22 protein-coding genes are annotated in these 25466 nt (G+C 73.7%); 12 read left to right on the forward strand and 10 right to left on the reverse strand.

The features are described from left to right. Positions 1-205: 205 nt before the first annotated feature. From QUY26_RS35425 to QUY26_RS35445, 5 genes are all read left to right on the forward strand, one after another. On the forward strand, positions 206-1111 hold the full coding sequence (locus tag QUY26_RS35425) for an NAD(P)-dependent oxidoreductase (RefSeq protein ID WP_289953979.1): 906 nt from the start codon (positions 206-208) through the stop codon (positions 1109-1111). A 389-nt stretch (positions 1112-1500) separates the two neighbouring features. Then, positions 1501-1590, forward strand: coding sequence for a K(+)-transporting ATPase subunit F (gene kdpF, locus QUY26_RS35430; RefSeq protein ID WP_033263837.1), 90 nt, complete (start codon positions 1501-1503; stop codon positions 1588-1590). A gap of 10 nt (positions 1591-1600) precedes the next feature. Beyond that, positions 1601-4144, forward strand: a complete 2544-nt coding sequence (locus tag QUY26_RS35435) for an ATP-binding protein (protein ID WP_289953981.1) — start codon at positions 1601-1603, stop codon at positions 4142-4144. A 42-nt stretch (positions 4145-4186) separates the two neighbouring features. Then, entirely contained in the window at positions 4187-6742 is a 2556-nt protein-coding gene (locus QUY26_RS35440; RefSeq protein WP_289953983.1) for a sensor histidine kinase, read from the forward strand. 110 nt (positions 6743-6852) lie between these two features. Continuing rightward, entirely contained in the window at positions 6853-7734 is an 882-nt protein-coding gene (locus QUY26_RS35445; RefSeq protein ID WP_289953985.1) for a trimeric intracellular cation channel family protein, read from the forward strand. Between the two features lie 41 nt (positions 7735-7775). On the opposite strand, the gene QUY26_RS35450 is transcribed toward QUY26_RS35445, so the two are convergent. Further along, entirely contained in the window at positions 7776-8717 is a 942-nt protein-coding gene (locus tag QUY26_RS35450; protein ID WP_289953987.1) for an alpha/beta hydrolase family protein, read from the reverse strand. A 284-nt stretch (positions 8718-9001) separates the two neighbouring features. Here QUY26_RS35450 and QUY26_RS35455 point away from each other — a divergent pair, with 284 nt between their 5' ends. After that, a complete protein-coding gene (locus QUY26_RS35455; RefSeq protein ID WP_289953988.1) occupies positions 9002-9589 on the forward strand; it encodes a TetR/AcrR family transcriptional regulator in 588 nt (195 codons plus the stop codon). 43 nt (positions 9590-9632) lie between these two features. On the opposite strand, the gene QUY26_RS35460 is transcribed toward QUY26_RS35455, so the two are convergent. The 3 genes from QUY26_RS35460 to QUY26_RS35470 form a co-directional block, all read right to left on the reverse strand. Then, positions 9633-12080 carry a polysaccharide lyase 8 family protein gene (locus tag QUY26_RS35460; RefSeq protein ID WP_289953990.1) on the reverse strand — a complete coding sequence of 816 codons (2448 nt, stop codon included), beginning with the start codon at positions 12078-12080 and terminating at the stop codon, positions 9633-9635. Positions 12081-12306: 226 nt separating this feature from the next. Beyond that, a complete protein-coding gene (locus QUY26_RS35465; protein ID WP_289953992.1) occupies positions 12307-13236 on the reverse strand; it encodes a slipin family protein in 930 nt (309 codons plus the stop codon). An 81-nt stretch (positions 13237-13317) separates the two neighbouring features. Then, positions 13318-14172 (reverse strand): hypothetical protein, encoded by an 855-nt coding sequence (locus tag QUY26_RS35470; protein WP_289953995.1) that lies wholly within the window; start codon positions 14170-14172, stop codon positions 13318-13320. A 133-nt stretch (positions 14173-14305) separates the two neighbouring features. Between QUY26_RS35470 and QUY26_RS35475 the strand changes: the two genes are divergently transcribed. Further along, positions 14306-15049, forward strand: a complete 744-nt coding sequence (locus QUY26_RS35475; RefSeq protein WP_289953997.1) for a class I SAM-dependent methyltransferase — start codon at positions 14306-14308, stop codon at positions 15047-15049. Between the two features lie 70 nt (positions 15050-15119). On the opposite strand, the gene QUY26_RS35480 is transcribed toward QUY26_RS35475, so the two are convergent. Next, positions 15120-16070, reverse strand: coding sequence for a GlxA family transcriptional regulator (locus tag QUY26_RS35480; protein WP_289953999.1), 951 nt, complete (start codon positions 16068-16070; stop codon positions 15120-15122). Between the two features lie 309 nt (positions 16071-16379). On the opposite strand from QUY26_RS35480, the gene QUY26_RS35485 reads away from it, so the two are divergent. Then, complete coding sequence (locus QUY26_RS35485) at positions 16380-17033, forward strand: DJ-1/PfpI family protein (protein ID WP_289954001.1); 654 nt, start codon at positions 16380-16382, stop codon at positions 17031-17033. 30 nt (positions 17034-17063) lie between these two features. Next, positions 17064-17660, forward strand: a complete 597-nt coding sequence (locus QUY26_RS35490) for a hypothetical protein (protein ID WP_289954002.1) — start codon at positions 17064-17066, stop codon at positions 17658-17660. A gap of 40 nt (positions 17661-17700) precedes the next feature. On the opposite strand, the gene QUY26_RS35495 is transcribed toward QUY26_RS35490, so the two are convergent. Next, a complete protein-coding gene (locus QUY26_RS35495; RefSeq protein WP_289954004.1) occupies positions 17701-18729 on the reverse strand; it encodes a hydroxyacid dehydrogenase in 1029 nt (342 codons plus the stop codon). Between the two features lie 249 nt (positions 18730-18978). Between QUY26_RS35495 and QUY26_RS35500 the strand changes: the two genes are divergently transcribed. Beyond that, positions 18979-19893, forward strand: coding sequence for an N-acetyltransferase (locus QUY26_RS35500; RefSeq protein ID WP_289954007.1), 915 nt, complete (start codon positions 18979-18981; stop codon positions 19891-19893). A gap of 103 nt (positions 19894-19996) precedes the next feature. On the opposite strand, the gene QUY26_RS35505 is transcribed toward QUY26_RS35500, so the two are convergent. Then, positions 19997-20800, reverse strand: a complete 804-nt coding sequence (locus QUY26_RS35505) for a dioxygenase family protein (protein ID WP_289954008.1) — start codon at positions 20798-20800, stop codon at positions 19997-19999. Between the two features lie 124 nt (positions 20801-20924). Here QUY26_RS35505 and QUY26_RS35510 point away from each other — a divergent pair, with 124 nt between their 5' ends. Further along, a complete protein-coding gene (locus tag QUY26_RS35510) occupies positions 20925-21383 on the forward strand; it encodes a MarR family winged helix-turn-helix transcriptional regulator (protein ID WP_289954010.1) in 459 nt (152 codons plus the stop codon). A gap of 19 nt (positions 21384-21402) precedes the next feature. On the opposite strand, the gene QUY26_RS35515 is transcribed toward QUY26_RS35510, so the two are convergent. Then, positions 21403-21894 (reverse strand): MgtC/SapB family protein, encoded by a 492-nt coding sequence (locus QUY26_RS35515; protein WP_436840457.1) that lies wholly within the window; start codon positions 21892-21894, stop codon positions 21403-21405. Positions 21895-22045: 151 nt separating this feature from the next. Between QUY26_RS35515 and QUY26_RS35520 the strand changes: the two genes are divergently transcribed. Beyond that, on the forward strand, positions 22046-23047 hold the full coding sequence (locus tag QUY26_RS35520) for an AAA-associated domain-containing protein (RefSeq protein WP_289954014.1): 1002 nt from the start codon (positions 22046-22048) through the stop codon (positions 23045-23047). A gap of 62 nt (positions 23048-23109) precedes the next feature. Here QUY26_RS35520 and QUY26_RS35525 read toward each other — a convergent pair whose 3' ends face one another. Further along, positions 23110-24681 (reverse strand): SDR family oxidoreductase, encoded by a 1572-nt coding sequence (locus tag QUY26_RS35525; RefSeq protein ID WP_289954015.1) that lies wholly within the window; start codon positions 24679-24681, stop codon positions 23110-23112. 85 nt (positions 24682-24766) lie between these two features. After that, complete coding sequence (locus tag QUY26_RS35530; protein WP_289954016.1) at positions 24767-25420, reverse strand: fasciclin domain-containing protein; 654 nt, start codon at positions 25418-25420, stop codon at positions 24767-24769. Positions 25421-25466 lie beyond the last annotated feature (46 nt).

Raw genomic sequence — 25466 nt, forward strand, 5'->3', positions numbered from 1 at the left:
CCAGGGCAGGGGGCGCGCGGCGACAGCGTGGGAGGAGCGCGGCGGAAGCGCAGGCGGAGCGGGGTGACAGGGCAGAGGAAGCGCGGCGACAGCGAACCGGCAGCCGAGCGACAGCCCAGCGGCAGTGAACGGAAAGGCCCCGCCCGCAAGGTGATGACCACAGGCCGGGCGACACCGCCCCGGCCGCGTCCCACGGAGGCACACCATGACCGACACCGCCATCACCACCACCGGCGACGACACCGCCGCCCCCGAGCCCACCACCATCACCGTCATCGGTCTCGGCAACCTCGGGCAGGTCCTCGCCCGCACCTTCCTCGACCAGGGGCACAAGGTCACCGTCTGGAACCGCTCGCAGGACAAGGCGGACGAACTGGTCGCGCGGGGCGCCACCTTGGCGGCCACCCCGGCCGACGCCGTCGCCGCGAGCGACCTGGTCGTCGTCTGCGTACTCGACTACCCGACCGTCCGCGCCCTCCTGATGCCGACCGCGGCCGCCCTCGCGGGCCGTGTGGTCGTCAACCTCACCTCCGGCACCCCCGACCCGGCCCGCGAGCTCGGCGCCTGGGTCACCGGGCAGGGCGCCGCGTACGTGGACGGCGCGGTCTACGCGATCCCGCAGACCGTCGGCACACCGGAGGCGTTCGTCCTCTACAGCGGCGACGAGGAGGCCTTCGCGCGGTACCGCACGCTCCTGGAGACGCTGGGCTCGGCGGTGTTCGTCGGCGCCGACTCGGGGCTCGCGCCGGTGTACGACGTGGCGCTGCTCAGCGGCATGTACGGGATGTTCGCCGGGTTCTTCCAGACGGTGGCCGTCGGCGGCTCCGCCGGGATCGAGGCGGGGAAGGTCACCGAACTGCTCGTGCGCTGGCTCAAGGAGGCCATCGCCGCGCTGCCCGCCTTCGCCGCCGAGATCGACGCCGGGGACTACCGGACCGAGACGTCCAACCTGGACATCAACGCCGTGGGCCTCGCCCACATCCTCACCGCGACCAAGGACCAGGGCGTCGGCGTCGACCTGCTCGCCCCGCTGCACGCCCTCTTCGAGCGGCAGGTGTCCGAGGGGCACGGCGCCGAGAGCATGTCCCGCGCGATCGAGTCGCTGCGCTAGGCGTATGGCCCTGTGGGGTTGGGGACGCGGCTGGCGGGGCGCCCGGAAGGAGCGCGAGACCCAGGCCCGCGACGACGAGCAGCGAGGGGGCCGGGATGCGCCACCGGCGGGCGAAGGTCGCACCGTCGTCGGGAGGACGACGAGAGACAAGACGGTACCTACACTGCGCATCGGGGCCCCTGATGGAGTGTGGGCCGTCTTGGAGCGGGGGACCATCACGCCGACCAGACTTCCCGGCACGCCAGCTTCGCCCGGTCGGCCCTCTCGATGTCAAGGCGGTGTCAACGTCCTGGTGGGAGCTGCCAAGGATGTGTCAAGGGCCGTATCCGCAGGTCCCGCGAGCGGCTTCGGTGGAGAAGTCACCCAGCACGCCAAGGGAGTTGAGGACCGTGAGCGCTGAGAATGTGGTGGGACTCGTCATCGCCGTCAGCCTGGTCGGATATCTCGTCCTCGCGCGGCTCTTCCCGGAGAGGTTCTGACACCGGCGCGATGACGCACGTACGGCCCGGACAGCTGAAGATCTACCTCGGAGCGGCACCGGGGGTCGGCAAGACCTGCCGCATGCTCGACGAAGGGCGGCGGCGGGCCGCACGCGGCGCCGACGTCGTCGTGGGCCTCGTGGAGTGCCATCGGCGCCCGCACACGGAATCGCTGCTCCTGGCGGCGAAGGCGGCGGGCCTCGACGTGGTGGAGCGCGCCCGCGTCTCCTACCGCGGCGGCGAGTTCACCGAGCTCGACCTGGACGCGGTGCTCGCCCGCGGCCCCGAGGTCGTGCTCGTCGACGACCTCGCGCACACCAACGTGCCGGGTGACGGCCGCAACCCCAAGCGCTGGCAGGACATCGACCGGCTGCTCACGGCCGGCATCGACGTCGTCACGACGATCAACATCCAGCACATGGAGTCCCTCAAGGACGTGGTGGAGAAGATCACCAAGATGCCGCAGGCCGAGACGGTCCCCGACGACGTGGCGCGCCGCGCCCACCAGATCGAACTCGTCGACGTCGCCCCCGAGTCCCTGCGCCGCCGCATGGCGCACGGCAACATCCACGCCCCGGAGAAGGTGGACGCGGCCCTCGCCAACTGCTTCCGCACCGGCAACCTGACCGCGCTGCGCCAGCTCGCCCTGCTGTGGGTCGCCGACCGCGTCGACGAGGCCCTGCAGGCGTACCGCTCCGAGCACGGCATCGGCGGCGTGTGGGAGACGCGTGAACGCGTCGTCGTCGGCCTCACCGGCGGCCCCGAGGGCGACACCCTGGTCCGCCGCGCCGCCCGCATCGCCGACCGCTCGGTGGGCGGTGAACTGCTCGCCGTGCACATCGCCCGCAGCGACGGCCTCGCCGCGGGCACCTCGCACGCGTCCCTGACCCGGCAGCGGCGGCTCGTGGAGGACCTGGGCGGCAGCTACCACTCGGTGGTCGGCGACGACATCGCGACCGCCCTGGTGGAGTTCGCCCGCGCCGAGAACGCCACCCAGCTGGTCCTCGGCTCCAGCCGCCGTGGCCGCTTCGAGCGGTTCCTCACCGGACGCGGCACCGGCGAGTCCGTCGTCGAGGCGTCCGGCGACATCGATGTCCACACCGTCACCCACGAACGCGCGGGCGCGGGGACCCTGCTGCCGTCCCGCAGACGTACGCTGTCGGGCCCGCGCCGCGTCGGCGGACCCGTCGCCGGGCTGCTCCTGCCGAGCGTGCTCACCCTCCTGCTGGATCTGGACGCGGCCCGCGAGCACCTGAACCTCACCAGCGAGGCGCTGCTGTTCCTGCTGGCCGTCGTGGGCGTGGCCTGCATAGGCGGCGTGCTCTCGGCCGTGGTGGCGTCGGTGACCGCGTCGACGCTGCTCAACTACTGGTTCATGCCGCCCGTCGGGCACTTCGCCCTCGGCGATCCGAACAGCATGCTGGCGCTGGTGGTGTTCGCGATCGTCGCCGCCACCGTCGCCGCCTTCGTCGACCGGTCCCTGCGCCTGTCCCGGCGCTCCGCCCGCGCCACCGCCGAGGCCGAGACGATGTCGTCGCTGGCGGGCACCATCGTGCGGGGCGGGCAGCCCATTCCCGCCCTGCTCGAACGCGCCCGGGAGGCCTTCGGCGTGGAGGCGGCCGAACTGGTCGAGGAGCCGCCCGACGCCTCGGACACCCAGGTCACGGCCGTGCCCGCGGGCGCCGACGCCTACCTCGTGCTGCGCGGCCGCCCGCTGCCCGCCGCCGACCGCCGCGCACTCGCCGCGTTCGCCGCGCACGTCGGCGCCGCCGTCGAGCGGGTCCGGCTCGCCGCGGCCGCCGCCGAGGTGGAGCCCGTCAAGGCCGCGGACCGGATGCGCACCGCCCTGCTTCGGGCCGTCGGCCACGACCTGCGCACCCCGCTGGCCGCCGCCCTCGCCGCGATCGGCTCGCTGCGCAGCCGTGACCTGGACTTCTCCGAGCAGGACCGGGAGGAACTGCTCGCCACGGCCGACGAGTCCATGACCAAGCTGAACCGCCTCGTCGACAACCTGCTCGACATGAGCCGCCTCCAGGCGGGCGCCCTCAAGCTGGCACTGCGCGACACCGCGCTCGAAGAGGTCCTGCCGCCCGCGCTCGACTCGCTGCCCGACCACTGCCCGGTCGAGACCGGCAGCCTGGAGGAGATCCCCGCCGTCCTCGCCGACCCGCCGCTGCTGGAGCGGGTGATAGCCAACCTCGTCGGCAACGCCGCCCGCCACACCCCGCCCGGCGGCAAGGTCCTGATCACCGCCAGCGCCCTGGCGGGCCGCGTGCAACTGCGCGTCGTCGACCGCGGCCCCGGCCTCCCGCCGGCCGACCGCGACCGGGTCTTCGAGCCCTTCCAGCGGCTCGGCGACACCGACAACACCACGGGTCTCGGGCTCGGCCTCGCCCTGTCACGGGGGCTCGCCGAGGCGATGGACGGCACGCTCACCCCGGAGGACACCCCCGGCGGCGGGCTCACCATGGTCCTGTCCCTGCCGTTCGCGGACCGCGTGCGCGAGGTCAACGGTGCGCGGGCCCCTGGCGTCTGGCATTCTGAGCGCCTTTGATTGATGAACGGATCAATCGCCCCGAGCGCAGAGACGAGTTACATGGCACGCGGCAAGCTTCGGATCTATCTGGGGGCGGCACCGGGCGTCGGTAAGACGTACGCGATGCTGTCCGAGGCCCACCGTCGTCTGGAACGCGGCACCGACTGTGTCGTGGCCTTCGTGGAGCACCACGACCGCCCCCGCACGGAAGTGATGCTGCACGGCCTCGAACTGCTGCCGCGCAAGGATCTGGAGTACCGGGGCGCGACGTTCACGGAGATGGACGTCGACGCCGCCCTGGAGCGCGCCCCGGCCGTCGCCCTGGTCGACGAACTGGCGCACACCAACATCCCCGGCTCGCGCAACACCAAGCGCTGGCAGGACGTCGAGGAGCTGCTCGCGGCCGGCATCGACGTGATCTCCACCGTCAACATCCAGCACCTGGAGTCCCTCGGCGACGTGGTCGAGCGGATCACCGGTGTCCGCCAGCGGGAGTCGATCCCCGACGAGGTGGTGCGCCGGGCGGACCAGATCGAGCTGGTCGACATGTCGCCCCAGGCGCTGCGCCGCCGGATGGCGCACGGCAACATCTACAAGGCCGACAAGGTCGACGCGGCCCTATCCAACTACTTCCGCCCCGGGAACCTCACCGCCCTGCGGGAACTCGCCCTCCTCTGGGTCGCGGACCGCGTCGACGAGTACCTCCAGCAGTACCGGGGCGAGCACAACATCCGCTCCACCTGGCAGGCCCGGGAACGCATCGTCGTCGGCCTCACCGGCGGACCCGAGGGCCGCACCCTCATCCGCCGCGCCGCCCGGCTCGCCGAGAAGGGCGCGGGCGGCGAGGTCCACGCCGTCTACATCGCCCGCAGCGACGGCCTCACCGCCGCATCGCCCAAGGAACTCGCGATCCAGCGCACCCTCGTGGAGGACCTCGGGGGTTCCTTCCACCAGGTGATAGGGGAGGACATCCCGGCGGCGCTCCTCGAGTTCGCGCGCGGCGTCAACGCCACCCAGATCGTCCTCGGTGTGTCCCGCCGCCGGGCCTGGCAGTACATGTTCGGGCCCGGCGTCAGCGCCACCGTCGCCCGCGAGTCAGGACCCGACCTCGACGTCCACCTGGTCACCCACAACGAGGCGGGCAAGGGACGCAGCCTGTCGGCCACACCGCGCGCGGCCCGCCTCGGCCGCCACCGGACCACCTGGGGCTGGCTGGTCGGCATCGGCGGGCCGATACTGCTCGCCCTGCTGCTGCGCGGTGTGGCGCCCGACCTCGGTCTCGCCAACGACATGCTGCTGTTCCTGACGCTCACGGTGGCGGCGGCCCTGCTCGGCGGGCTGATCCCGTCCCTGGCGTCGGCGGCGTTCGGCTCCCTGCTGCTCAACTACTTCTTCACACCACCCGTCCACCACGTCCTGATCTCCAACCCCAAGAACATCGTCGCTCTCGTGATCTTCGTGGCGGTGGCGGTGTCCGTGGCGTCGGTCGTGGACCTGGCGGCCCGCCGCACCCACCAGGCGGCCCGGCTGCGCGCCGAGTCGGAGATCCTCTCCCACCTCGCGGGCAGCGTGCTGCGCGGCGAGAACAGCCTCGAATCGCTCCTGGAGACGGTGCGCGAGACCTTCGCCATGGAGTCCGTGGCGCTCCTGGAGCGCGAGAGCGACGTGACGCCGTGGACCTGCGCGGGCAGCGTCGGCCCCCGCCCGCACGTCGGCCGCCCCGAGGACGCCGACGTCGACATGCCCGTCGGCGACCACATGTCGCTCGCCCTCATCGGCCGTGTCCTGCCCGCCGAGGACCGCCGCGTCCTCGGCGCCTTCGCCGCGCAGGCCGCCGTGGTCCTGGACCGCCAGCGCCTGCAGTCCCAGGCCCAGGAGGCCCGCTCCCTCGCCGAGGGCAACCGCATCCGCACCGCCCTGCTCGCCGCCGTCAGCCACGACCTGCGCACCCCGCTGGCCGGCATCAAGGCGTCCGTGTCCAGCCTCCGCTCGGACGACATCGAGTGGTCCGAGGAGGACCAGGCGGAACTCCTCGGCGCCATCGAGGCGGGTGCCGACCGCCTCGACCACCTCGTCGGCAACCTCCTGGACATGTCCAGGCTCCAGACCGACACCGTCATGCCGATGGTCCGCGAGATCGACCTCGACGAGGTCGTCCCGCTCGCCCTCGAAGGGATGTCCTCGTCCGCCGAGCTCGTCACCCTCGACATCCCCGAGGAACTGCCGATGGTCGCCGCGGACAAGGGCCTCCTGGAGCGGGCCGTCGCCAACGTCATAGAGAACGCCCTGAAGTACAGCCCCCCCGGTGAGAGCGTCCTGGTCGCCGCGAGCACCATGGCCGACCAGGTGCAGCTGCGGGTCGTGGACCGCGGCCCCGGTGTGCCCGACGAGGCCAAGGAGCGCATCTTCGAGCCCTTCCAGCGGTACGGAGACTCCCCGCGAGGCGCCGGTGTGGGCCTCGGCCTCGCCGTCGCCCGCGGCTTCACCGAGGCCATGGGCGGCACCCTCAGCGCCGAGGACACCCCGGGCGGCGGGCTCACCATGGTCCTCGCGCTGCGTCTGGTGCCGGGGCGCCCGCAGGCCAGCCTCGATCTGCCCGCGGCCGCCACGCCCTGAGAGCCGCGCCGGACCCGCCTCCGGTCGCCGTCCGCCGCCGGGTGACGTACGAAACGTAGGAGACGTACGGGAGCCACCGGGCGCGGAACGGAGCAGGGAGGCGGGCGGCGATGGCCGAACTCCTCACGCCGCACGGCGTGGACATGGCCACGCGCGGGCTCGACCTCGCCGGGGTGTGCGCCGCCGCGCTCCAGGGCGGTGCGATCGCCCGCACCGAACGGCTCGACCTGTTCGGCTTCGTCGCGGTCGGCGTGGTGTCCGGGCTCGGCGGCGGCCTCATCCGCGACACCCTGCTCCAGCACGGGACACCGGTGGCCCTCACCGACGTCTTCTACCTGCCGACCGCGCTCGCCGGGGCGTTCGTCGCCTTCCTCATCCACATCAGCCAGGAGGCCTGGGACCGGCTCTTCACCGCCCTCGACGCGGCCGTGATCGGCTTCTGGGCCGTCGCGGGGGCGCAGAAGACCCTCGCCGCGGGGCTCGGCTGGCTGCCCGCGCTGCTGCTCGGCACCATCACGGCCGTGGGCGGCGGGGCGCTGCGCGACATGATGCTGCGCCGCGTCCCCGCGGTGCTCGGCGGGAACGCCCTGTACGCGTCCGTCGCGGTGGTCGCCGCCGCGATCACCGTCGTGTGCAGTTACGCCGAGCAGCCCACGCTCGGCATCGTGCTCGGTGTGACCGTGGCCCTCGTCCTGCGGCTCACCGCGTACAGACGCGGCTGGGGGCTGCCCAGCGGCCTGGAGTGGCAGCCCCGGTCGCGCCTTGCGAACGCGCTGCGCCGTGGGCCGTGGCGCGAGTCCCGGACGGCGGCGGGCCGGGGCGGCCGGGGGACCGGCCGGGCCGCGAGTGCCGCCCGGCGGCTGCGCTTCCGCGGCGCCCACCCCGCGCCCGGCTCCCTGCGCCGCAAGCCCGCGCCCCCGCACCGGCCCGGTACCGACGCCAGGAACGACCCCGACGGCGACGACACGCCCACCCCACGCCTGGGCCGATGAGCGCGGGCACGGCTGCGGTACCGCTCCCTCCCGGCCCGGCGTCACTTGCTCCGCAGTGCCCCGAGCGGCTCGGGGGCGCCCTCCAGTTCGGTGACCGCCGCCTTCCACGCGGTGTCGTCGCCGCCGAGCACGGTGCGCAGGTAGGCCGTGCTGAGCCGCTGGATCAGGGCGACGCGCGCGGGGGACTCGTCCGTCGTCTCGGCGACCTCGTGGCCGGGGATGCCGCCGAGCGAGTGCTCCGCCCCGAACAGCGTGAGGAGGCTCTTGGGACCCGGGCTGTGGACGTAGGGGTCGGTGAACCAGTCGGGGCCGCGGGTGGACAGGTGGGACTGGTCGTGGTCCCCGGCGACGACGAGCGCGGGGGCCGTCATCCCGTCGAAGGACGGCCGCAGGAACGGCAGGTGCTCGACGGCGAACGGGGTGAGGGCGTCGCCCAGACCTGTCAGGGCGAGCAGCACGCCCGCCTGGACGCGGAGGTCGGACAGGTCCTCTCCGGGCACGCCGTCGGCGTCGAGGACGCGGGCGCCGAGCAGCGTGCTCGCCGTCTGGGCGCCCCAGGAGTGCCCGGCCACGGCGACGCGGTCGCGGTCGACCCGCCCGCCGAGGCCCGGCACGGCGGCTTCCAGGATGTCGAGCCCGTCGAGGACGCGCGTGAGGTCGTCGACGCGGATGCGCCAGATCCGGGGCGTCCGCGGGTCGTCGGCGGGGATGCCGAGCGTCCGGGAGTCCAGATGGGTGGGCTGGACGACCACGAAGCCGTGCGCGGCCCAGTGGTCCGCCAGCGGGGCGTAGCCGTCCAGCGACCAGCCGAAGCCGTGCGAGAAGACGACGACGGGCAGGTCGGTGCCGGTCGCGGGGGCGGACACGCGGACCTGGAGGTCCGTGCCCCGGCCCGGGGCGGGCAGGACGACAGGCTTGGCGGAGACGACCGTGGCGGGCGCGCCCGCGGGCTGCTGCGGGGGTGTGACGGCGGATGCGGACATGGGGGTGCCTTCCCTGGGGGTTTTCGGGGGCTGTGCGGTGGGCCCGGCGGTCGCTCGGGGGCGCCGCGGGCAGGGGCGGGTGGGCAGCGGGCGGCACGGACGAGCTGGTCGCCGGGTCCCCGGTCTGCCATCATGAGCAAAACGGAACGTTGCTCCGCCGACGATACGGAACATGGTTCCGCTTCACAACCCCGGGCGCCCGTCCCGTGGTGCGGGCACCCCGCCCACGACTCGGCGACACCCCCGCGCACGGCGTGAGCCCTCTGAAGGAAAGGAACGTCGCGGTGAACGACAGTGGCCCCGGCGCGGCCGACGCCGCCGGACCCCGGCGCAAGGACGTCCGGCGCAACCAGCAGACCCTCCTCGACGCGGCCGCGGCGGTCTTCGTCACCTCGGGCGTGGAGGCGCCGGTGCGGGACATCGCGGCGAAGGCGGGCGTCGGCGTCGGCACGGTCTACCGCCACTTCCCCACCCGCGCCGACCTCGTCATCGCCGTCTACCGCCACCAGGTCGACGCCTGCGCCGAGGCCGGTCCCGCCCTCCTCGCGGCCGAGGCGACACCGCACGCCGCCCTCGAACGGTGGGTCGAGCTCTTCGTCGACTTCCTGGTCACCAAGCACGGCCTGGCCGCCGCGATGCAGTCCGACAACGCGGGCTTCGAGGCGCTGCACGCCTACTTCCTGGACCGCCTCCTGCCGGTGTGCGCCGAGCTCCTGGACGCCGCGGCGGCCGCGGACGGCATCCGCGCCGACATCACCGCCTACGAACTCATGCGCGGCATCGGCAACCTCTGCATCGGCGCGGAGAACGACTCCCGCTACGAGGCGCGCCGCCTGGTCGCGCTCCTCGTCGCGGGGCTGTGCCGACCTTGACGGCGGTGCGGCCGGGCCCGCCCGAGAGGTGCGGTCCCGTGGGTCACCCGAGGCGCACGGTGATCTTCTGCGTGGCGCCCTTCGTGGGGCCGAGGTCGGCGAACGTGAGCTTCAGGGCCGCGCCCGTGGCCGCCGACGTGACGGTGGCCGGCTTCGCGGTGACCGAGGCGACCGGCCGGTCCCACGTGACCGTGAGGCCCGCGCGTGCCGCCCGCGTCGGGTCGCTGACGCAGACCACCGCCGTCCCGTCGGGCCGCTCGGTGACCTGCACCGCGCAGGCGGCGCTCGCGGTGAGCGCCCCGGCCGTGCCGCCCGACCAGAAGGCCGCCCCGGTGAAGCCGAGCGAGGGCACGCTGATGCCCTGCCGGTCCCCGGAGTTGGCGAGGATCCGCAGCCAGCCGGTGGCCGCCGCCCGCTCGGCCGTGCGGGCCGCGCTCGCGCCGGGCAGCAGGACGTACGCGTACGTCGCGTCCGTCGGGTCGGTGCCGTGGTCGACGTGCAGCGTGAGGTAGGTGCGGGTCAACGGGGTCGTGGCGCCGCCCTTGTTGATGTCGCTCCACTTGCCGGTGCGCCGCTCGCGGCGGGCCCGGACGGTGGCGCCGCCGGGGAAGACGTAGCCGCCGTGGCCGCCGATGTGCGCCCACCTGGCGCCGCTGAGGGTCTCCGACCAGGGAGTGCTGGGTTTGGTGACCCCGTCGGCCCGGAACGGGGCGCTCCCGGTGGGGCCGAGGTTGCGGTTCTCCACGGTGGACTCCACGACCGCGCCGTCCGCGCAGCTGATGCCCGCGCCCAGGCACACGATCGCGTCGTCCAGGCAGAACCACGCCTTGCGGGCCGACAAGGTGCTCTGCAGCCCCTTCAAGTGCTGCCCGAGGACCGCCCGTCGGCCGTCAGTGGTGCCGCCGACCCAGCTCACGTCCGGTCGCGCCGCGCCCCAGTCGCCGCCCGCCCCGTCGGCGAGTGCCTTGCGGGACGCGGTGATGCCGGGCAGCCGGTAGGGGTCGACCGTGGGCCAGAAGGCGTCGCTGTACTGGCCGTTGGCGTAAGTGTCGCCCCACCAGGCGAGCATGCCCGAGCCGGTGTGCCAGCCGCGCAGGTTCTCGCCGTTGCCGGTCTCGTAGTACGTGATGCGGGCGTCCGCCATGCTGAGGGAGGCGGCCCAGCCGGGGCGGCGGTGCGTGGCCCGCGCCATGTTGGTGAACAGGCGGTGCCCGGTCGGCTCGGGCACGGGCGTGACGGCGGCGTCGTCCTGGACGGCCTTGAGCCGGGCCAGGTGGGCGAGGCTCAACTGGGGGTCGCTGAGCGGCGGGCTGTAGTAGTCGCGGCGCATCCAGCCCTTCACCAGGCCCCGCCAGCGGGCGTTCTCGGTCGCGGAGGCGCCCTGGCCGAGCAGCGCGATCGACGCCAGGATCGGGTGGCCGCGCAGATGGTCGTCGGCCTGCACCTTCTTCGCGTCGGAGGCGGCGATGCCGCGGCTGATGGCGCGGCCCGCGACGCAGTCCATGACCAGGCCGTTGTAGAGGAACGGCGCCCACGCCTTCTCCACGGCGTCGAAGACGATCTGCCTGCCGCCGTCCGTCACCTCCCACGCCGACCCGTCGAGCAGCGCGAACAGCAGACCGAGCCCGCCGAGCAGCACGGACCCGTACGAGCCGGTGTACGGCACGGTGGTGTGCTGGATGAACGAGCCGTCCGCGTACAGGCCGTCGCCGCTGGTGACGTACGGGAAGACGGGGGAGAGGGCGTCCCGGGCGAGCGCGACCTTCGCCTCGTTCGCGCCGAGGACACCGCGCAGCGCGAGGACCCGGCACAGGTCCACGCGGTTGGCTCCGGTGCTGGTGCCGGTGTACCGCTCGACGGCGGAGTCGGGGACGAAGTGGTCGACGGCCGCGCAGTAGCGGGCGATCCGGTCGGCGGAGAGCGCGTCGTCCATGAGGACACAGGTGTCGAGCAGCGCCTGCGGGGCGCCGATCTGCCAGCTCCACCAGTTGCCGAAGCGCGCCTGCCGCTCGTTGTAGACCTGTGCGTAGAGGTGGTCGAGGCCGGTCACGATCGCCGTCCTGAGCGTGGCGGCCCCGGTGAGTCCCGTGCCCTGCTGGCTGTACGCCTGGGCCATGGTGGCGAGCCGCGTGCAACTGGTGACGAGGTTCGCGGAGTAGCCGAACGACTCCTGGTCGGTGTCCGGTTCGGGGTCGGCGTACGAGGCGTCGGGCCACAGTGAGCCCGCCGCCGGAGCCATCGTGTCCCGCAACTGCCGTGCAGAGGTGCCGAGGTGGGCCAGGCGGCTCTGGAACGGCTCGGCGGTCGGGCTGAATCCCTCGCCGAGGATCAGGGTGCGCCACTTGGCGCGCAGGGCGGCGAACGCGTCGGTGTCGGCGGTGGTGTTCGCGGTGCCACCGGCGGCCGCGGGGGGCGTGGCGGGTGCGGCGAGGGAGAGCGCCGAGGTGCCGGTGGCCAGGAGGAAGGCGCGGCGGGGCCAAGGAGTGGGCATACGGGGGCTCCTGAGGGACCGAGGGGGCCGGGAGGGCGGGCCGGGGGGACCGGAGGGACCGGGGAGAGGGGGAGCGGCGGCGCGGAGTGTGCCGGGCGGTGCGGGCGACCGGAGTTCAGTAAGCGCTTTCTAGCATGCGTGCGCCGACGGGCTCAATGAGCGTGCCGCAGGATTCGACCGGCCGGACCCGGGGTGAGGCCGGGTCCGGCCGGCGTCCGGGTCGTGCTCAGGGCGCCGCCTCGGCGTCCACGGGCGGGGCCGTGCCGTTGGCGGTCCGCGGGATCGACTCCACCGTGGGTGCGGTGACTTCACGCGGCGCCGCGTCGGCCGGAATCCCGGTCGCGGGCCCCGGTGCCGCGCTCGCGGGCGGGGGTGTCCCCGGAGCCTGCGGCTGCTGGTTCGCGGCCCGTTCCAGGAAGCGGAGGAGTTCGACGGGGAAGGGCAGGACCAGGGTCGAGTTCTTCTCGGCGGCGACGGCCACGACGGTCTGCAGGAGCCGCAGTTGCAGCGCGGCGGGCTGCTCGGACATCTCACTGGCGGCCTCGGCGAGCTTCTTGGAGGCCTGCAGTTCGGCGTCGGCGTTGATGACGCGGGCGCGCCGCTCCCGGTCGGCCTCGGCCTGCCGGGCCATCGACCGCTTCATCGTCTCCGGCAGGGACACGTCCTTGATCTCCACGCGGTCGATCTGCACGCCCCAGCCGATCGCCGGGCTGTCGAGCATCAGCTCCAGGCCCTGGTTGAGCTTCTCGCGGTTGGACAGCAGATCGTCCAGATCGCTCTTTCCGATGATGGACCGCAGGGACGTCTGCGCCATCTGCGAGACCGCGAAGCGGTAGTCCTCGACCCGCACGATCGCGTGCGAGGCGTCGACCACCTTGAAGTACACGACGGCGTCGACGCGCACCGTGACGTTGTCGCGCGTGATGCCCTCCTGCGCGGGCACCGGCATCGTCACGATCTGCATGTTGACCTTACGCATCCGGTCGACGACCGGCACGATCATGGTGAACCCGGGCGGGCGCGGCGGCCCGGACAGCCGCCCCAGCCGGAACACGACACCGCGTTCGTACTGCTTGACGACGCGGGCCGCCGACGCCACGTACACGAGACCGGCGGAGAGGGTCACCACGCCGGCCGCGAGGAGTTCCTGCACCATGACGACCCCCTGTCGCTCCGAGCCGTCCCTCAATCAACGATACGCCCGCACCCCGAGCCCGGGCGAGCCCCTGGGAGTGGGTCAGCGGGCTCCTGGCCGGGACTCGTACAGACGCGTGTAGTAGCGGCCCGCGGACTCCAGCCCCGTGGGGTCGTCGCCCGCGGCCCGCACCCGCCTGACGGCGTCGTCCCGCTCCCCGGGGCCGGTGAAGAGGCGCTGCGGGTAGAGCCGGTCGGCGTCCGTCGTGGTGACGAGGCCGTGTGCGGCGAGGCTCTGGGCGATGCGGTCGTAGGGGACGGTCCGCAGCACGAACGCGTCGACCCACAGGGGCAGGCGGGCGGCGTCCAGCAGGGCGTCGAAGGTGTGGTGCGTGACATAGCCGATGCCGCCGGTGACGGTGATCAGGCCGACGCCCGCCATGGCCCGCGCGAGGCCCCGGCTGGGCGGCACGCGCTCCAGGTTCTCCGCGTACGCCTCGTCGAGGAGGCCGACGGCGAGTGCGTAGGCGGTGGCGTGGGCGGCGCTGTCGACGCCGACCACGCGGACCGCGTCCGGGCGGCGCCGAGCCGCGTAGAACTCCTTGTCCAGGTCGATGAGTTCGCTGGTGGTCAGGTCCGTGGTGGCCTCCCCGGCGTAGTGCGCGTACAGGTCGGCGAGCGTCAGGTCATGGTTGAGCAGTGCGGCGTTCAGGCCGTAGGAGCAGCACAGGTCGAGCACCGTGGGGTCGCCGTCGGGTCCTGACGACGCGGCGCGCCGCGCGGCGAGCGTGCGGCGGAAGACGCCCTGCGCGTGGTGCGGGATCTCGTAGTCGTACGGAGCGAGGCGGCGGAAGTACGCCCGTGGGTCGGGCCGGTCGTAGATGTCGTCGAACCGGGTCTTGCCCGCCATGGCGTCGGCCGTGGGGTCCTCGGGGCGGGACTGGCCGCGTGCGCCCATGGTGCACCTCCGTGACGTGGGTCCGGGTGTGTGGCAGCCGAAGCTCTACCCGAAGGTTCGACGGGCCCGGAAGGCCGCGAGGCGGTTCCCGGCCACACCGCTCATCGACCGCGCCGCTGACTAAGCTGTGCCGGTGTTCACCTCCCAGGGCCCCTCGCTGCGCGAACTGGCCGTCCAGGCGCTGTCCTCCACCGAGCACGGCTACGACCTGCTGGCTCCCAAGTTCGATCACACGCCCTTCCGTACGCCCGAGCGCATCCTCGACGCGTGTGCCGAGGCGCTGCGTCCGCTCGGCCCGTTCGCCGCGGGACTCGACGTGTGCTGCGGCACCGGGGCCGGGGTGGAGCTCCTGCGGCCGCTGTGCAGGGAGCACGTGACCGGGGTCGACTTCAGCGCCGGGATGCTGGCGCGGGCGCGTGCCGCGCTCGGCGCGCAGGACGAGCCGGGCGCCACCGGTCCCGGGGTGCACTGGGTGCGGGCCGACGCCCGCGCGCTGCCCTTCGTCGAAGGGTTCGACGTGGCCGTGAGCTTCGGGGCGTTCGGGCACTTCCTGCCCGTCGAGCGCCCGGGGCTGTTCGCCCAGGTGCACCGGGCGCTGCGCCCCGGCGGCCTGTTCGCTTTCCCCATCGGCGCGCCACAGCCACTCACGTCACCATGGTACTGGGGCATGCTCGGCTTCGACCTGGCGATGCGGGCCCGCAACGCGCTGCGGCAGCCGCCCTTCGTCATGTACTACCGCACGTTCCCGCTGCCGGGGGTGCGGGCCGACCTGGAGGGCGCCGGGTTCACGGTGGGACTGCGGCCGCTGGAGGAGTTCGGCCGCAGGGACGACGGGAGCCCGCGCTGGCGGATGGTGGTGGCGCGCAAGGCGGCGTGAGCGGCGGGCGGGCGGCCTTGCCGCGGTCGGCGCTCGCGGGTGGCCGGCCGGCCCCCTGCCCGGGCCGGGGTCAGCGGGGCGTGCTGCTGAACGCCCGCCGGTAGGCCTGCGGGCTGACCCCCGCGACCCGCTTGAAGCGGTCGCGGAACGCGGTCGGTGAGCCGAAACCGACCTGCGCGGCGATCCGCTCCACCGGGTGCTCCGTGGTCTCCAGGAGGTGCTGGGCCTGGCGGACCCGCGCCCGGTGCAGCCACTGCAGCGGCGTCGTGCCGGTCTGTTCGCGGAACCGGCGCAGCAGCGTGCGGCTGCTCAGGCCCGCGTGCGCGGCGATGTCGTCCAGGGTGAGGTCGCGTGCCGCGTTCTCGTCCAGCCAGCGCAGCAGTGGTTCGAGGGCGCGGCCGCGGGGTGTCGCCGGGGGCTGGTTGACGATGAACTGGGCCTGGCCGCCCTCCCGTTCGAGCGCCATCACCGAGAGGCGCGCGGCGTCCGCGGCGACCGCGGAGCCGTAGTCGCGGCGCACCATGTGCAGGCTCAGGTCCATCCCGGCGGCCGCGCCCGCGGACGTGAGGATCTGGCCGTTGTCGACGTACAGCACGTCCGGGTCGACGTCGATGTCCGGGAAGGCGGCGGCGAGTCGGTCCGCCGCGAACCAGTGGGTGGTGGCCCGCAGTCCGTCGAGCAGCCCCGCCTGCGCGAGGACGAACGTGCCCACGCAGACGGACGCGATCCGGGTGCCCGCGTCGCGCGCCTCGCGCAGCGCCGCCAGGGTCTTCTCCGGAACCGGCGCGGACGGGTCGTGCGTGCCCGGTACGACGATGGTGTCCGCGTCCGCGAGGCCGCTCAGGTCGTGGTGCGCCCGCAGCGAGAACGCGCCCGCGTCGACCTCCGGCTCGGCCGCGCACACCCGCACCCGGTAGGCCTGCCGCCCATCGGGCAGCCGGGTCCGGCTGAACACGTCCAGGGGCATCGCCAGGTCGGAGGGGATGACGTCATCGAGGGCGAGGAAGGCGACGGTGTGCATGGCGGCAACGTACGCCACCACCGGACTCCCGCCAAGCGCCGGTCACGGCTGCCGCCGGTTCCCGGTCGCCCGCCTCGCACTCCCAGGAAGGGCGGAAACGGGCGTCGAGCGGGCGTCGACGTCCTCGTGCGCCCCTGGCGGGATCCCGTTGAAAGCTGTCATTGCGGCCACTGTCGGCGGGGGAGCGGCGCTGACTAGCCTCGACGCCGGGAAAGCACGGGAACACCACACGGGTACAGCACGGGACCAGTGCCGCAGCCCCGGCGGGGCCCACCGGACCGTGGCCCCCACCAGGAAACGGAACCTCGTATGCACGTTCAAGCAGTCCTCTTCGACGGCTTCGACCCGCTCGACGTCCTCGGTCCGCTGGAGGTCCTGTACGCCGGGGGCATCGCCACGAACGGCGCGATCACCGTCGAACTGGTCTCGGCGGAGGGCGCCCGCGACGTCCCGAGCGGCTTGGACCTCGTCACCCTCAGGGCGACGGCGCGGCTCGACCCGGAGCGCGACGGCCTGATCCTGGTGCCGGGTGCCGCCGGAGCCACCGAGCAGGGCGACCCCGGGGACGACAGCATCCCCTCCCGCCTCGCCCGCACCCAACGCACCTACCTGCCCGCGCTCCTCTCGGCCGCCATGGACCGCCCCGGCGTGACCATGACGTCCGTGTGCGGCGGCTCCCTGCTCCTCGCGATGTCCGGGCTCCTCAAGGGCAGGCGCGCCACCGGCCACCACGACGCCCTCGACGCCCTGTGGAGCCTCGGGGCGACCGTGGTGCGGGCCCGGGTCGTCGACGACGGCGACCTGGTCAGCGGCGCCGGGGTGACGTCGGGCCTCGACCTCGGACTGCACCTCCTGGAGCGGGAGTTCGGGCCGCGCGTGGCACATGCGGTCGAGGAGATGTTCGCGCACGAGCGGCGCGGGGTGGTGTGGCGCGCGACCGGCATGGAGCCGGCACTCATCTGACCCCGCCCACCCCGAAGCGAAAGCCCTCCCATGACGAAGCTGTTCCTCATCCTCCACGTCCTCGCGGCCATCCTCGCCGTCGGACCGGTCGCCGTCGCGGCCAGCATGTTCCCCAAGGTCCTGCGCGACGCCCTCGCCGGACCCGGCGACGCGGCCCCCGTGACGACCCTGCGGACCCTGCACCGCATCTGCCGCGTCTACGCGGGCGCCGCCATCGCCGTGGTGGTCTTCGGCTTCCTGACGGCGAGCAGCATGGGCGTGCTCGGCAGCGTCTGGCTGATCACGTCGATCGCGCTGACGTTCGTGGCGGCGGTGATCCTGATCCTGCTGGTGCTGCCGCGCCAGGAGGTGGCGTTGGAGGCGGTCGCCGGGGCGAAGGCGGTGGCTGCTGGTGCCGGTGCCGGTGCCGGTGCCGGTGAGGGCGACGTTGCGGTGGACGGTGCCCCTGGAGCGGCTGGCAGTACCGGAGAGGCCGATGGCGCGGGCCCGGGCGACGGCCCCGGTGCGGTGCGGCTCGACGCGCGCACCAGCGCCCAACTCGCCATGTTCACCGGCGTCTTCAACCTCCTCTGGGCCACCGTCACCGTCCTGATGATCGTGCGGCCGGGCTCCACGACCGGAGGCTGACCCCGCACGTGCCCGGGGCCGGGTCGCCCCCAAGCCCCGCTCACGCCAGGAACGCCACCCGGTCCGCCCGCACCGGGTGCGCGAAGCCCTCGCCCGCCGCCCAGCGGGCGACCTCGCTGACCGCGACATCGGTCAGGCGCTGCCACTCGTTGCCCTGCGAGCCCGCGAGGTGCGGGGTGAGCAGAGCGTTCTCGCAGTCCCACAACGGGTGCCCCGGCGGCAGGACTTCGGGTTCCGTGACGTCGAGCACCGCCCGGATCCGGCCCGCCACCACCGCTTCGGTGAGCGCGTCCTGGTCGACCACGGCCCCGCGCGCGGTGTTGACGAGCACGCCGTCCGGGCGCAGCGCGGCGAGCTGGCGGCGGCCGACGAGCCCGCGTGTGGCGGGCAGGAGCGGCGTGTGCACGCTCACGATGTCGCTCCGCCGGAACAGCTCGTCGAGCCCGACGGCCCGCACGCCGAGCGCGGCCGCGTCGGCCCCGTCCACGTACGGATCGTGCAGCAGCACCTCGACGTCGTACGGGCGCAGCAGCTCGATGACGCGCCGTCCGACGTGGGAGGCGGACAGGATCCCCACGGTGCGGCGGTAGTTGCCGACGGAGCGCGGTGTGGCCAGTGGGTCGTCGCGGTCGCGCGCGGACTTGAAGGCACGGGCCCGCTCCAGGACGTGCTTGCCGGAGAGGAGGATCATGGCGAGGGTGTACTCGGCGACCGGCAGCGCGTTCGCGGCGGCCGCCGACGACACCTCGATGCCGCGCTCCCAGCAGGCGGGCGTGAGATGGCCGCGCACGGACCCGGCGGTGTGCACGACGGCCCGCAGCCTCGGCGCGGCGGCGAGCGCGGCCTCGTCGAGCGGCGGACAGCCCCAGCCGGTGATCAGCACCTCGGCCTGCCCGAGCACGTCCCGGGCCCGTTCGCCGGAGAAGTCGTCGAGGACGGGCGGGTGCCGGAGCGCGCAGACTCCGGCGAACGCGGCGAGCACCTCGGGCCCGAGCAGCGCGTCGGCGGCGCCGGGCGACATGGCGAGCGCGGCAGCGGGCCGGCCGGACGCGAGCGGTGGGGTGGGCATGGAGGCGGGTCTCCGTCCTTCCGGCGGCGCCGGATCGCGAGGGCGACATCCTTCCGGCGGCGCCGGATCCGTACGAGTCTCGCCGGGACGCGCCCCTTTCGCACGCGTCGCACCCGCGCCGCGCGCCCTGCCCGCGGGACCGCCTCGGTACGGTCCCCGGCGCCGGCGGCACGTGTCGTAGGATCGCTCGCGTACCGCATCGCATGGCGGCCTCCTGAAGCACTCGCGACCCGACCGGGAGGTCCCCGCATGTCCGCGCTCAAGGTACGCCCCTTCCACCGCGACGACCGCGATCAGCTCACCGATCTGGTGAACGGCCACGTGGCCGCCGTCGTACCGGGCGTCTCCGTCTCCGTGAACACCGTCCTCGGTCAACTGACGCGCCAACCGGACGAGTTCATCACCGACCCGTGGGTGGCCGAGCGCGTCACGCTCGTCGCCGAGCAGCGCGCGTTCGTGGTGGCCGCCGCGCACCTGCTGCGCTACCGGGCCGGGGCCGAGGTCGGCCCGGACTACCGCGACCTCGGTGAGATCAACTGGTTCGTCTGCCACCCGGCCGCGTCCTTCTGGCCGGACTCCGACAAGGCGGCGGACCTGCTCATGAGCGCCTGCCTGGCCCAGCTCGCCCGCTGGGGCGTGCGCGCTCGCGCGGCCGACGGCGCCCTGCCCGCCCCGGCCGTCTACGGCGTGCCGAGGGCCTGGCCGCACGTCCGCGCCGCGTACGAGCGCGCCGGATTCCGGCACACCGGCCACACCGAGGCCGTCCTGATCGCCGCCGTGCCCGACCTGCCGCGCACCGAGCCGCCGCTGCCGGGCCTCGCCGTCCGCCGCACCCTCGGCGAGTGCGGCACGCGCCTCACCGCGCACGCCGACGGGCGTGACCTCGGCTTCATCGAGGTCGACACCGCCCTCGGCCGCGCCGAGCGCCAGGCCCGCAACGGCTCCCTCGCCGACATCGGCAACTTCCGCACCGAGCCCGGCCACGGCGTCGAAGGACTGGACGCCTGGCTCCTGGGCGAGGCCGCCGAGTGGCTGCGGCTCGCCGGGGCCGACCGGCTGCTCGCGTACGAGGCGTCCGACGACGCCGAGGCGCTCGCGCGGATGACGGCCCTCGGCTTCCGCGAGCTGGTCCGGACGGACCGGGGCTGGGAGCACCAGGCATAGGTGGGGGCGGGGGAGCGGCGCCGGGCGCTCCCCCGCCGCCGCTCCCGCCTCCGCATCCCCTGCGCGGCCTGGGCCCCTGCGCGGCCTCAGCCCTTGCGCGGCCTCAGCCGATCTGCACCGACCGCTTCGAGAGCCCCAGCCACGTGCCCTCGATCACGCTGCGCTGCGTGCCGAGCTCGTCGGCCGCGGCGCCGAGCGTGACCGCGAGCGGCACGAAGTGCTCCTCGCGGGGGTGCGCGTAGCGGGCGGCCGGGGCCTTGTGCGCGAAGTCGAGCAGCGCGTCGACGTCACCGGCCGCCAGGGCCCGCCGCCCCCAGTCGTCGAACTCGGCCAGGGGGGAGGGGACTTCGTTCCGGGGGTTGATGGCGCGCAGATTGTGCGTGAAGTGACCGCTGCCGACGATCAGTACGCCCTCGTCGCGCAAGGGCGCGAGCCTGCGGCCGATGTCCATCAGCCGCCGTGGGTCCAGCGTCGGCAGGGACATCTGGAGCACCGGGATGTCCGCGTCGGGGTACATCTGCAGGAGCGGCACGTACGCACCGTGGTCCAGGCCGCGCTCGGGCAGGTCCTGCACCGGCGTGCCCGGGGCTCGCAGCAGTCGCCGGACCTGCTCGGCGAGCTCGGGGGCACCGGGCGCGGCGTACCGGACGCCGTAGTAGTGCTCGGGGAAGCCCCAGAAGTCGTGGACCAACGGCACCGTGGTCGTCGCGCCGAGCGCGAGCGGGGCCTCCTCCCAGTGCGCGGAGACCATCAGGATCGCCTTCGGACGCGGCAGCTCCGCGCCCCACCGGGCGAGCTGGCCGGGCCAGACGGCGTCCTCGGCGAGGGTCGGGGCGCCGTGGCTCATGAAGAGCGCGGGCATCCGCGACACCGGGTGGTCCGGGTGGTCCAGGGGTGCGGTGGTCATGGTCGGTCGCCTCCGCGGCAGTGTGGGCTCGGCAGTGTGGGCTCGGCGGTGTGGTTCAAATTTGAAGGACATGGTCGACGGTACTTGATGGTTCGAATTTGAACAACAGGCGTACGCTGCTCCCATGGGCGACACGAAGTGGCTGAGCGAGGACGAGATGGCCGCCTGGCAGGCCTTCCTGGCGGCGGGGGCGCTCCTCGACCGGCGCATCGAGGAGCAGCTGAAGGCCGATGCGGGGCTGTCCCACGTCCAGTACGAGGTGCTGGTGCGGCTGTCCGCGGCCGAGGGCGGCGAACTGCGCATGAGTGAACTCGCCGCCGACGTGCTCACCACCAAGAGCGGCTTGACGTACCAGATCACGCAGATGGAGAAGGCGGGCCTGGTGCGCCGCCGCTCGTGCCCCGGCGATGTGCGCGGCGTCTACGCCGTCCTCACCGGTGCGGGCCGGGCGCGCCTGGAGGAGGCTGCGCCCGGTCACCTCCGGGTCGTCCGCGCCCATCTGTTCGACGTCCTCAGCGAAGGCCAGGTCCGGGCCATGAGGGAAGGGCTCCAGGAGGTCGTGCGGGTGCTCGGCGGGGCCTGATTCCCGGCACGCCTCCTGCTCACACGAGTGCTTCGCGCTCGGCGCGGGCCTGCTCGTCCTGGTCCGCGAGGTGCCAGTGCAGATCGCGGACGCCCGGCTCCAGCGAGAGGCGCGTCACGAGCTGCTCCATGTCCGCGCCCGGGGCGCCGTCGAGGACGACCGCGGCCTCCAGGGCCGTGCTGTCGTCGTCCTCGCCGCGCCGGACGCGCAGCCCCGCGAGGCGCGGGTCGGTGCTGCTGAGCAACTGGATGAGCAGCGCCCGGACATGGGCCTCGTCGGGGCGGTCGCAGGTGACGTGGAAGGCGACCTGGGTGGGGGTGTCGGAGTTGCCCTGCGGGGCCCGGTCGATCAGCCGGCTGGTGGGCCGCAGGGTCAGGTGGACGGCGACGACGGTGGCGGCGCCGAGCGCGGCGAGGGCCGGTCGGCCGGAGGCCGCGAGGACCCCGACCGCCGCCGAACACCACAGCGTGGCCGCCGTGTTGAGGCCGCGGATGGAGGCGCCCTCGCGCATGATGACGCCGCCACCGGCTCGCCGACACCCGGTACGCGCTGTGACCCGCGCCAAGCACCGGACCACGGCTCACCCCCGGACCACGGCCCACCCCCGGACCACGGCCCACCCCGAGACCTGTCTCCGCCTCCGCCGAACTGGAGCCCCCCTCATGGCACTCAAGGCCCTCCGCAAGCTGCGCACCCCCTTCACCCCGACCGCCACCCCGACCATAGGGCCGGCCCTCGCCCCGCCGCCCGTCACTGACGGCGACCCCCTCCTGGAGGCCGTCGGCCTGACCAAGTCCTACGCGGGCGCCGACGGCGACCTGCCCGTGCTGTCCGGCATCGACCTCACCGTCCGCGCCGGGGAGATCGTCGCGCTGCTCGGCAAGTCCGGTTCCGGCAAGTCCACCCTGCTGCGCTGTCTCGCCGGGCTCGTCCCGGCAAGCTCCGGGTCCGTCGCCTACCGCGGCGAGCCGCTGACCGGCGCCAACCCCGGCACGGCCATGGTCTTCCAGACCTTCGCCCTGCTGCCCTGGTTGACCGTGCGGCAGAACGTCGAACTCGGCCTGGAGGCGCGGGGCGTGCCCGCCTTCCAGGAACTCATCGACCGGGTGTACCGCATCATGACCGGCCGCCCCAAGGAGCCCAGGGTCCCCGGCCGCGCCGAACCCGTCGACCTGGACAAGCGCACGGTCGCGGGCACCCCGCTGCCCGCCGCGAGTGTCGACGGCCTGTCCGGCCTCGCGGAACTGGTCGCCCACCGCGGCGGCCGCTGCGACCTCGCCGACCTCGCCGACGGCCTCGGCCTGGACGTCGACGATCTGCTCCCGCAGGTCGACGCCCTCGAACTGCTCGGCTTCGCCTCGGTCGACGGCGACGACCTGATCCTCAGCGAGCCGGGCACCGCGTTCGCGGAGGCCGACGTACAGACGTCCAAGACGATCTTCGCGGCGGCCGCCATCGAGATCCCGCTGGTGAAACTGATCACCAACAGCCTGCGGCAGCAGCCGGACGGCGCCGTCCGCGCCGGGTTCTTCCGCGATCTGCTCGCCCACCACTTCACGAGCGAGCAGGCGGGGCGGCAACTGGAGACGGCCACCGGCTGGGGCCGGTACGCGGAGCTGTACTCCTACGACGCCGATCCGCAGGAGTACCGACTGGAGGAATAGGCGGAGGCGGAGGGGGAGGGGGAGACGTAGGGAGGGGGAGCCGGGGCGCGGGTGACGGCGGGTCAGGTCCGTTCCCCTCGCCCCGTGCGGCGGTGTCGCACGGGGGCGGGGTGCGGCGCGGTCCCGCGCGCGCTCGTGCCCGCGGCGGCCGCCCGCGCGATGTTGCGGGCCATGCCGCCGAAGACGAGAGCGTGGAACGGCGCGACGGACCACCAGTAGGCGTGGCCCAGCAGGCCGCGCGGGTGGAACAGGGCGCGCTGCCGGTAGCGGGTGCGGCCCGCCTCGTCCGTCTCGGCGTGCAACTCAAGCCAGGCGAGTCCCGGCAGCCGCATCTCCGCCCGCAGGCGCAGCAGCCGTCCTGGCTCGATCTCCTCGACCCGCCAGAAGTCCAGCGAGTCGCCGACCCTCAGGCGTTCGGCGTCCCGTCGTCCCCGGCGCAGGCCCACGCCGCCGACGAACCGGTCGAGGCGGCCCCGGACCGCCCAGGCGAGGGGGAGCGAGTACCAGCCGTTGTCGCCCCCGATGCCCTCGATCACCTTCCACAGCGCCTGCCGGGACACCTCGACCGGCAGCTGCCGTTCGTCCTCGTAGAGACTGCCTCCGGCCCAGTCGGGGTCGGTGGGAAGCGGATCGCTCGGCGCCCCGGGCACGGAGGCGGACGACCAGCGGGTGGTGACCTGGGCATCGCGCACCCTGCGCAGCGCCAGGGCCAGTGCCTCCTCGAACGGCAGCGGGCGGCCCGGGAGGTCGGGCACGTACTGGGCGATGTCGTGTTCGTGGCAGACGACCTCGTGACGGAGCGACTCCGTGAGCGGACGGGCGATGGCGGCGGGCACCGGGGTGACGAGGCCGACCCAGTGGCTGGAGAGCCCCGGCGTGAGGACGGGCACCGGCACGATCAGCCGCTGGGGCAGCCCGGCGACTCGCGCGTACGCCCGCATCATCTCCCTGTAGGTGAGGACGTCCGGGCCCCCGATGTCGAACGCCCGGTCGACGTCGGTCGGCATGGTGGCCGATCCGACGAGATAGCGGAGCACATCGCGGACCCCGATGGGCTGCGTGCGCGTGCGCACCCAGCTGGGGGTGACCATGACCGGCAGCCGTTCGGTCAGATAGCGCAACATCTCGAACGATGCCGACCCCGAACCGATGACGACGGCGGCCCGCAGCACCGTGGCCGGGACCGGTCCGTCCAGGAAGATCTTTCCGACCTCGGCGCGCGACCGCAGGTGCGGGGAGAGCCGTGACGCGGGGACGCCCCGCGTCGTGAGGCCGCCCAGATAGACGATGCGCCGCACACCGGCGGCGTGGGCCCGCTCGGCGAAGACGCGGGCCCCGCGGCGGTCGGCCTCCTCGAAACCGGAGCCGGAGCCCAGCGCGTGCACCAGGTAGTACGCCACGTCGATCCCCCGCATGGCCTCCGCGAGGGAATCGGCGTCCGTGACGTCCCCCTGGACCACCTCGACGTCCGCCGCCCAGGGGTGGTCGCGGAGCTTGGCCGGGGAGCGGGCCAGGCACCGCACCTGATGTCCCGCGTCCAGAAGCTCCGGCACCAGGCGCCCGCCGATGTAGCCGGACGCGCCGGTGACCAGGCAGTGCAGCCCCTGTGCGGCTCGCTCCCCGTCCGTTCCCATGACCGTTCCTCCGTGCCCTGGCTCCGTCCCCCACGTCCCGGTGTGCTGCTTCCACCTCAGTCTCAGGGATGGGCGGGCACCTGGCTCAGCTCTTGGGCATCAGGACCGTGTCGATGATGTAGACGTTCGCGTTGGCAGTCCTGACGTTGCCGCAGACCACTTCGGCCGAGTTGTTGACCTCGTACGACTCTCCGGAGCCGGACGTCGTCAGCCGGGACTTCGCCAGCGTGTCGTAGGAGCCGCTCGCCAAGTCGCCGGGAGCGAGCTTCTTGCCGACCACGTGGTAGGTGAGGATCTTCGTGAGCTGGGCCTTGTCGGCCAGTACCTTGTCCAGGTCCGCCTTCGGGATCTTCGCGAACGCGTCGTTCGTCGGGGCGAACACGGTGATGTTCTCGGCGTTGTTGAGCGTGTCGACCAGGCCGGCCTTCTTGACGGCGGTGACCAGCGTGGACAGCGCCGGGTTGTTCGAGGCCGCGGTCGCGACGGGGTCCTTGGCCATGCCGTCGAAGCTTCCCTTGCCGTCCTCGGGCACGGAGGCACAGCCCGGGCCGAACGGCTCCGCCATGGCGTCCACAGCGTCGGAGGGGCTCTTCGGGGCCTCCTTCTCCTTGGCGGTCGACGCATTCGACGAGGCGTCGTCCTTGCTGTCGTCCGAACAGGCCGTCAGAGCCAGCGGCAGGAACGCGACGGCGGCGACGGCGACGGCGGCGCGGCGGACACGGCGGGATGTGGTGTTCATGGATTTCCTCCTGGGGATGGCCGCGACACGGTGCCGCGGCGGGAAG

The sequence above is a fragment of the Streptomyces flavofungini genome (genome assembly GCF_030388665.1).
Classification (GTDB): domain Bacteria; phylum Actinomycetota; class Actinomycetes; order Streptomycetales; family Streptomycetaceae; genus Streptomyces; species Streptomyces flavofungini_A.

Coding starts and splice junctions, on each gene's coding strand:
- QUY26_RS35515 (WP_436840457.1), bottom strand. CDS start 21,894: ATGCGCGAGGGCGCCTCCATCCGCGGCCTCAACACGGCGGCCACGCTG.
- QUY26_RS35450 (WP_289953987.1), bottom strand. CDS start 8,717: ATGTCCGCATCCGCCGTCACACCCCCGCAGCAGCCCGCGGGCGCGCCC.
- QUY26_RS35435 (WP_289953981.1), top strand. CDS start 1,601: ATGACGCACGTACGGCCCGGACAGCTGAAGATCTACCTCGGAGCGGCA.
- QUY26_RS35520 (WP_289954014.1), top strand. CDS start 22,046: ATGGCACTCAAGGCCCTCCGCAAGCTGCGCACCCCCTTCACCCCGACC.
- QUY26_RS35510 (WP_289954010.1), top strand. CDS start 20,925: ATGGGCGACACGAAGTGGCTGAGCGAGGACGAGATGGCCGCCTGGCAG.
- QUY26_RS35445 (WP_289953985.1), top strand. CDS start 6,853: ATGGCCGAACTCCTCACGCCGCACGGCGTGGACATGGCCACGCGCGGG.
- QUY26_RS35480 (WP_289953999.1), bottom strand. CDS start 16,070: ATGCACACCGTCGCCTTCCTCGCCCTCGATGACGTCATCCCCTCCGAC.
- QUY26_RS35500 (WP_289954007.1), top strand. CDS start 18,979: ATGTCCGCGCTCAAGGTACGCCCCTTCCACCGCGACGACCGCGATCAG.
- QUY26_RS35530 (WP_289954016.1), bottom strand. CDS start 25,420: ATGAACACCACATCCCGCCGTGTCCGCCGCGCCGCCGTCGCCGTCGCC.
- QUY26_RS35485 (WP_289954001.1), top strand. CDS start 16,380: ATGCACGTTCAAGCAGTCCTCTTCGACGGCTTCGACCCGCTCGACGTC.
- QUY26_RS35460 (WP_289953990.1), bottom strand. CDS start 12,080: ATGCCCACTCCTTGGCCCCGCCGCGCCTTCCTCCTGGCCACCGGCACC.
- QUY26_RS35470 (WP_289953995.1), bottom strand. CDS start 14,172: ATGGGCGCACGCGGCCAGTCCCGCCCCGAGGACCCCACGGCCGACGCC.
- QUY26_RS35465 (WP_289953992.1), bottom strand. CDS start 13,236: ATGGTGCAGGAACTCCTCGCGGCCGGCGTGGTGACCCTCTCCGCCGGT.
- QUY26_RS35490 (WP_289954002.1), top strand. CDS start 17,064: ATGACGAAGCTGTTCCTCATCCTCCACGTCCTCGCGGCCATCCTCGCC.
- QUY26_RS35425 (WP_289953979.1), top strand. CDS start 206: ATGACCGACACCGCCATCACCACCACCGGCGACGACACCGCCGCCCCC.
- QUY26_RS35525 (WP_289954015.1), bottom strand. CDS start 24,681: ATGGGAACGGACGGGGAGCGAGCCGCACAGGGGCTGCACTGCCTGGTC.
- QUY26_RS35505 (WP_289954008.1), bottom strand. CDS start 20,800: ATGACCACCGCACCCCTGGACCACCCGGACCACCCGGTGTCGCGGATG.
- QUY26_RS35495 (WP_289954004.1), bottom strand. CDS start 18,729: ATGCCCACCCCACCGCTCGCGTCCGGCCGGCCCGCTGCCGCGCTCGCC.
- QUY26_RS35440 (WP_289953983.1), top strand. CDS start 4,187: ATGGCACGCGGCAAGCTTCGGATCTATCTGGGGGCGGCACCGGGCGTC.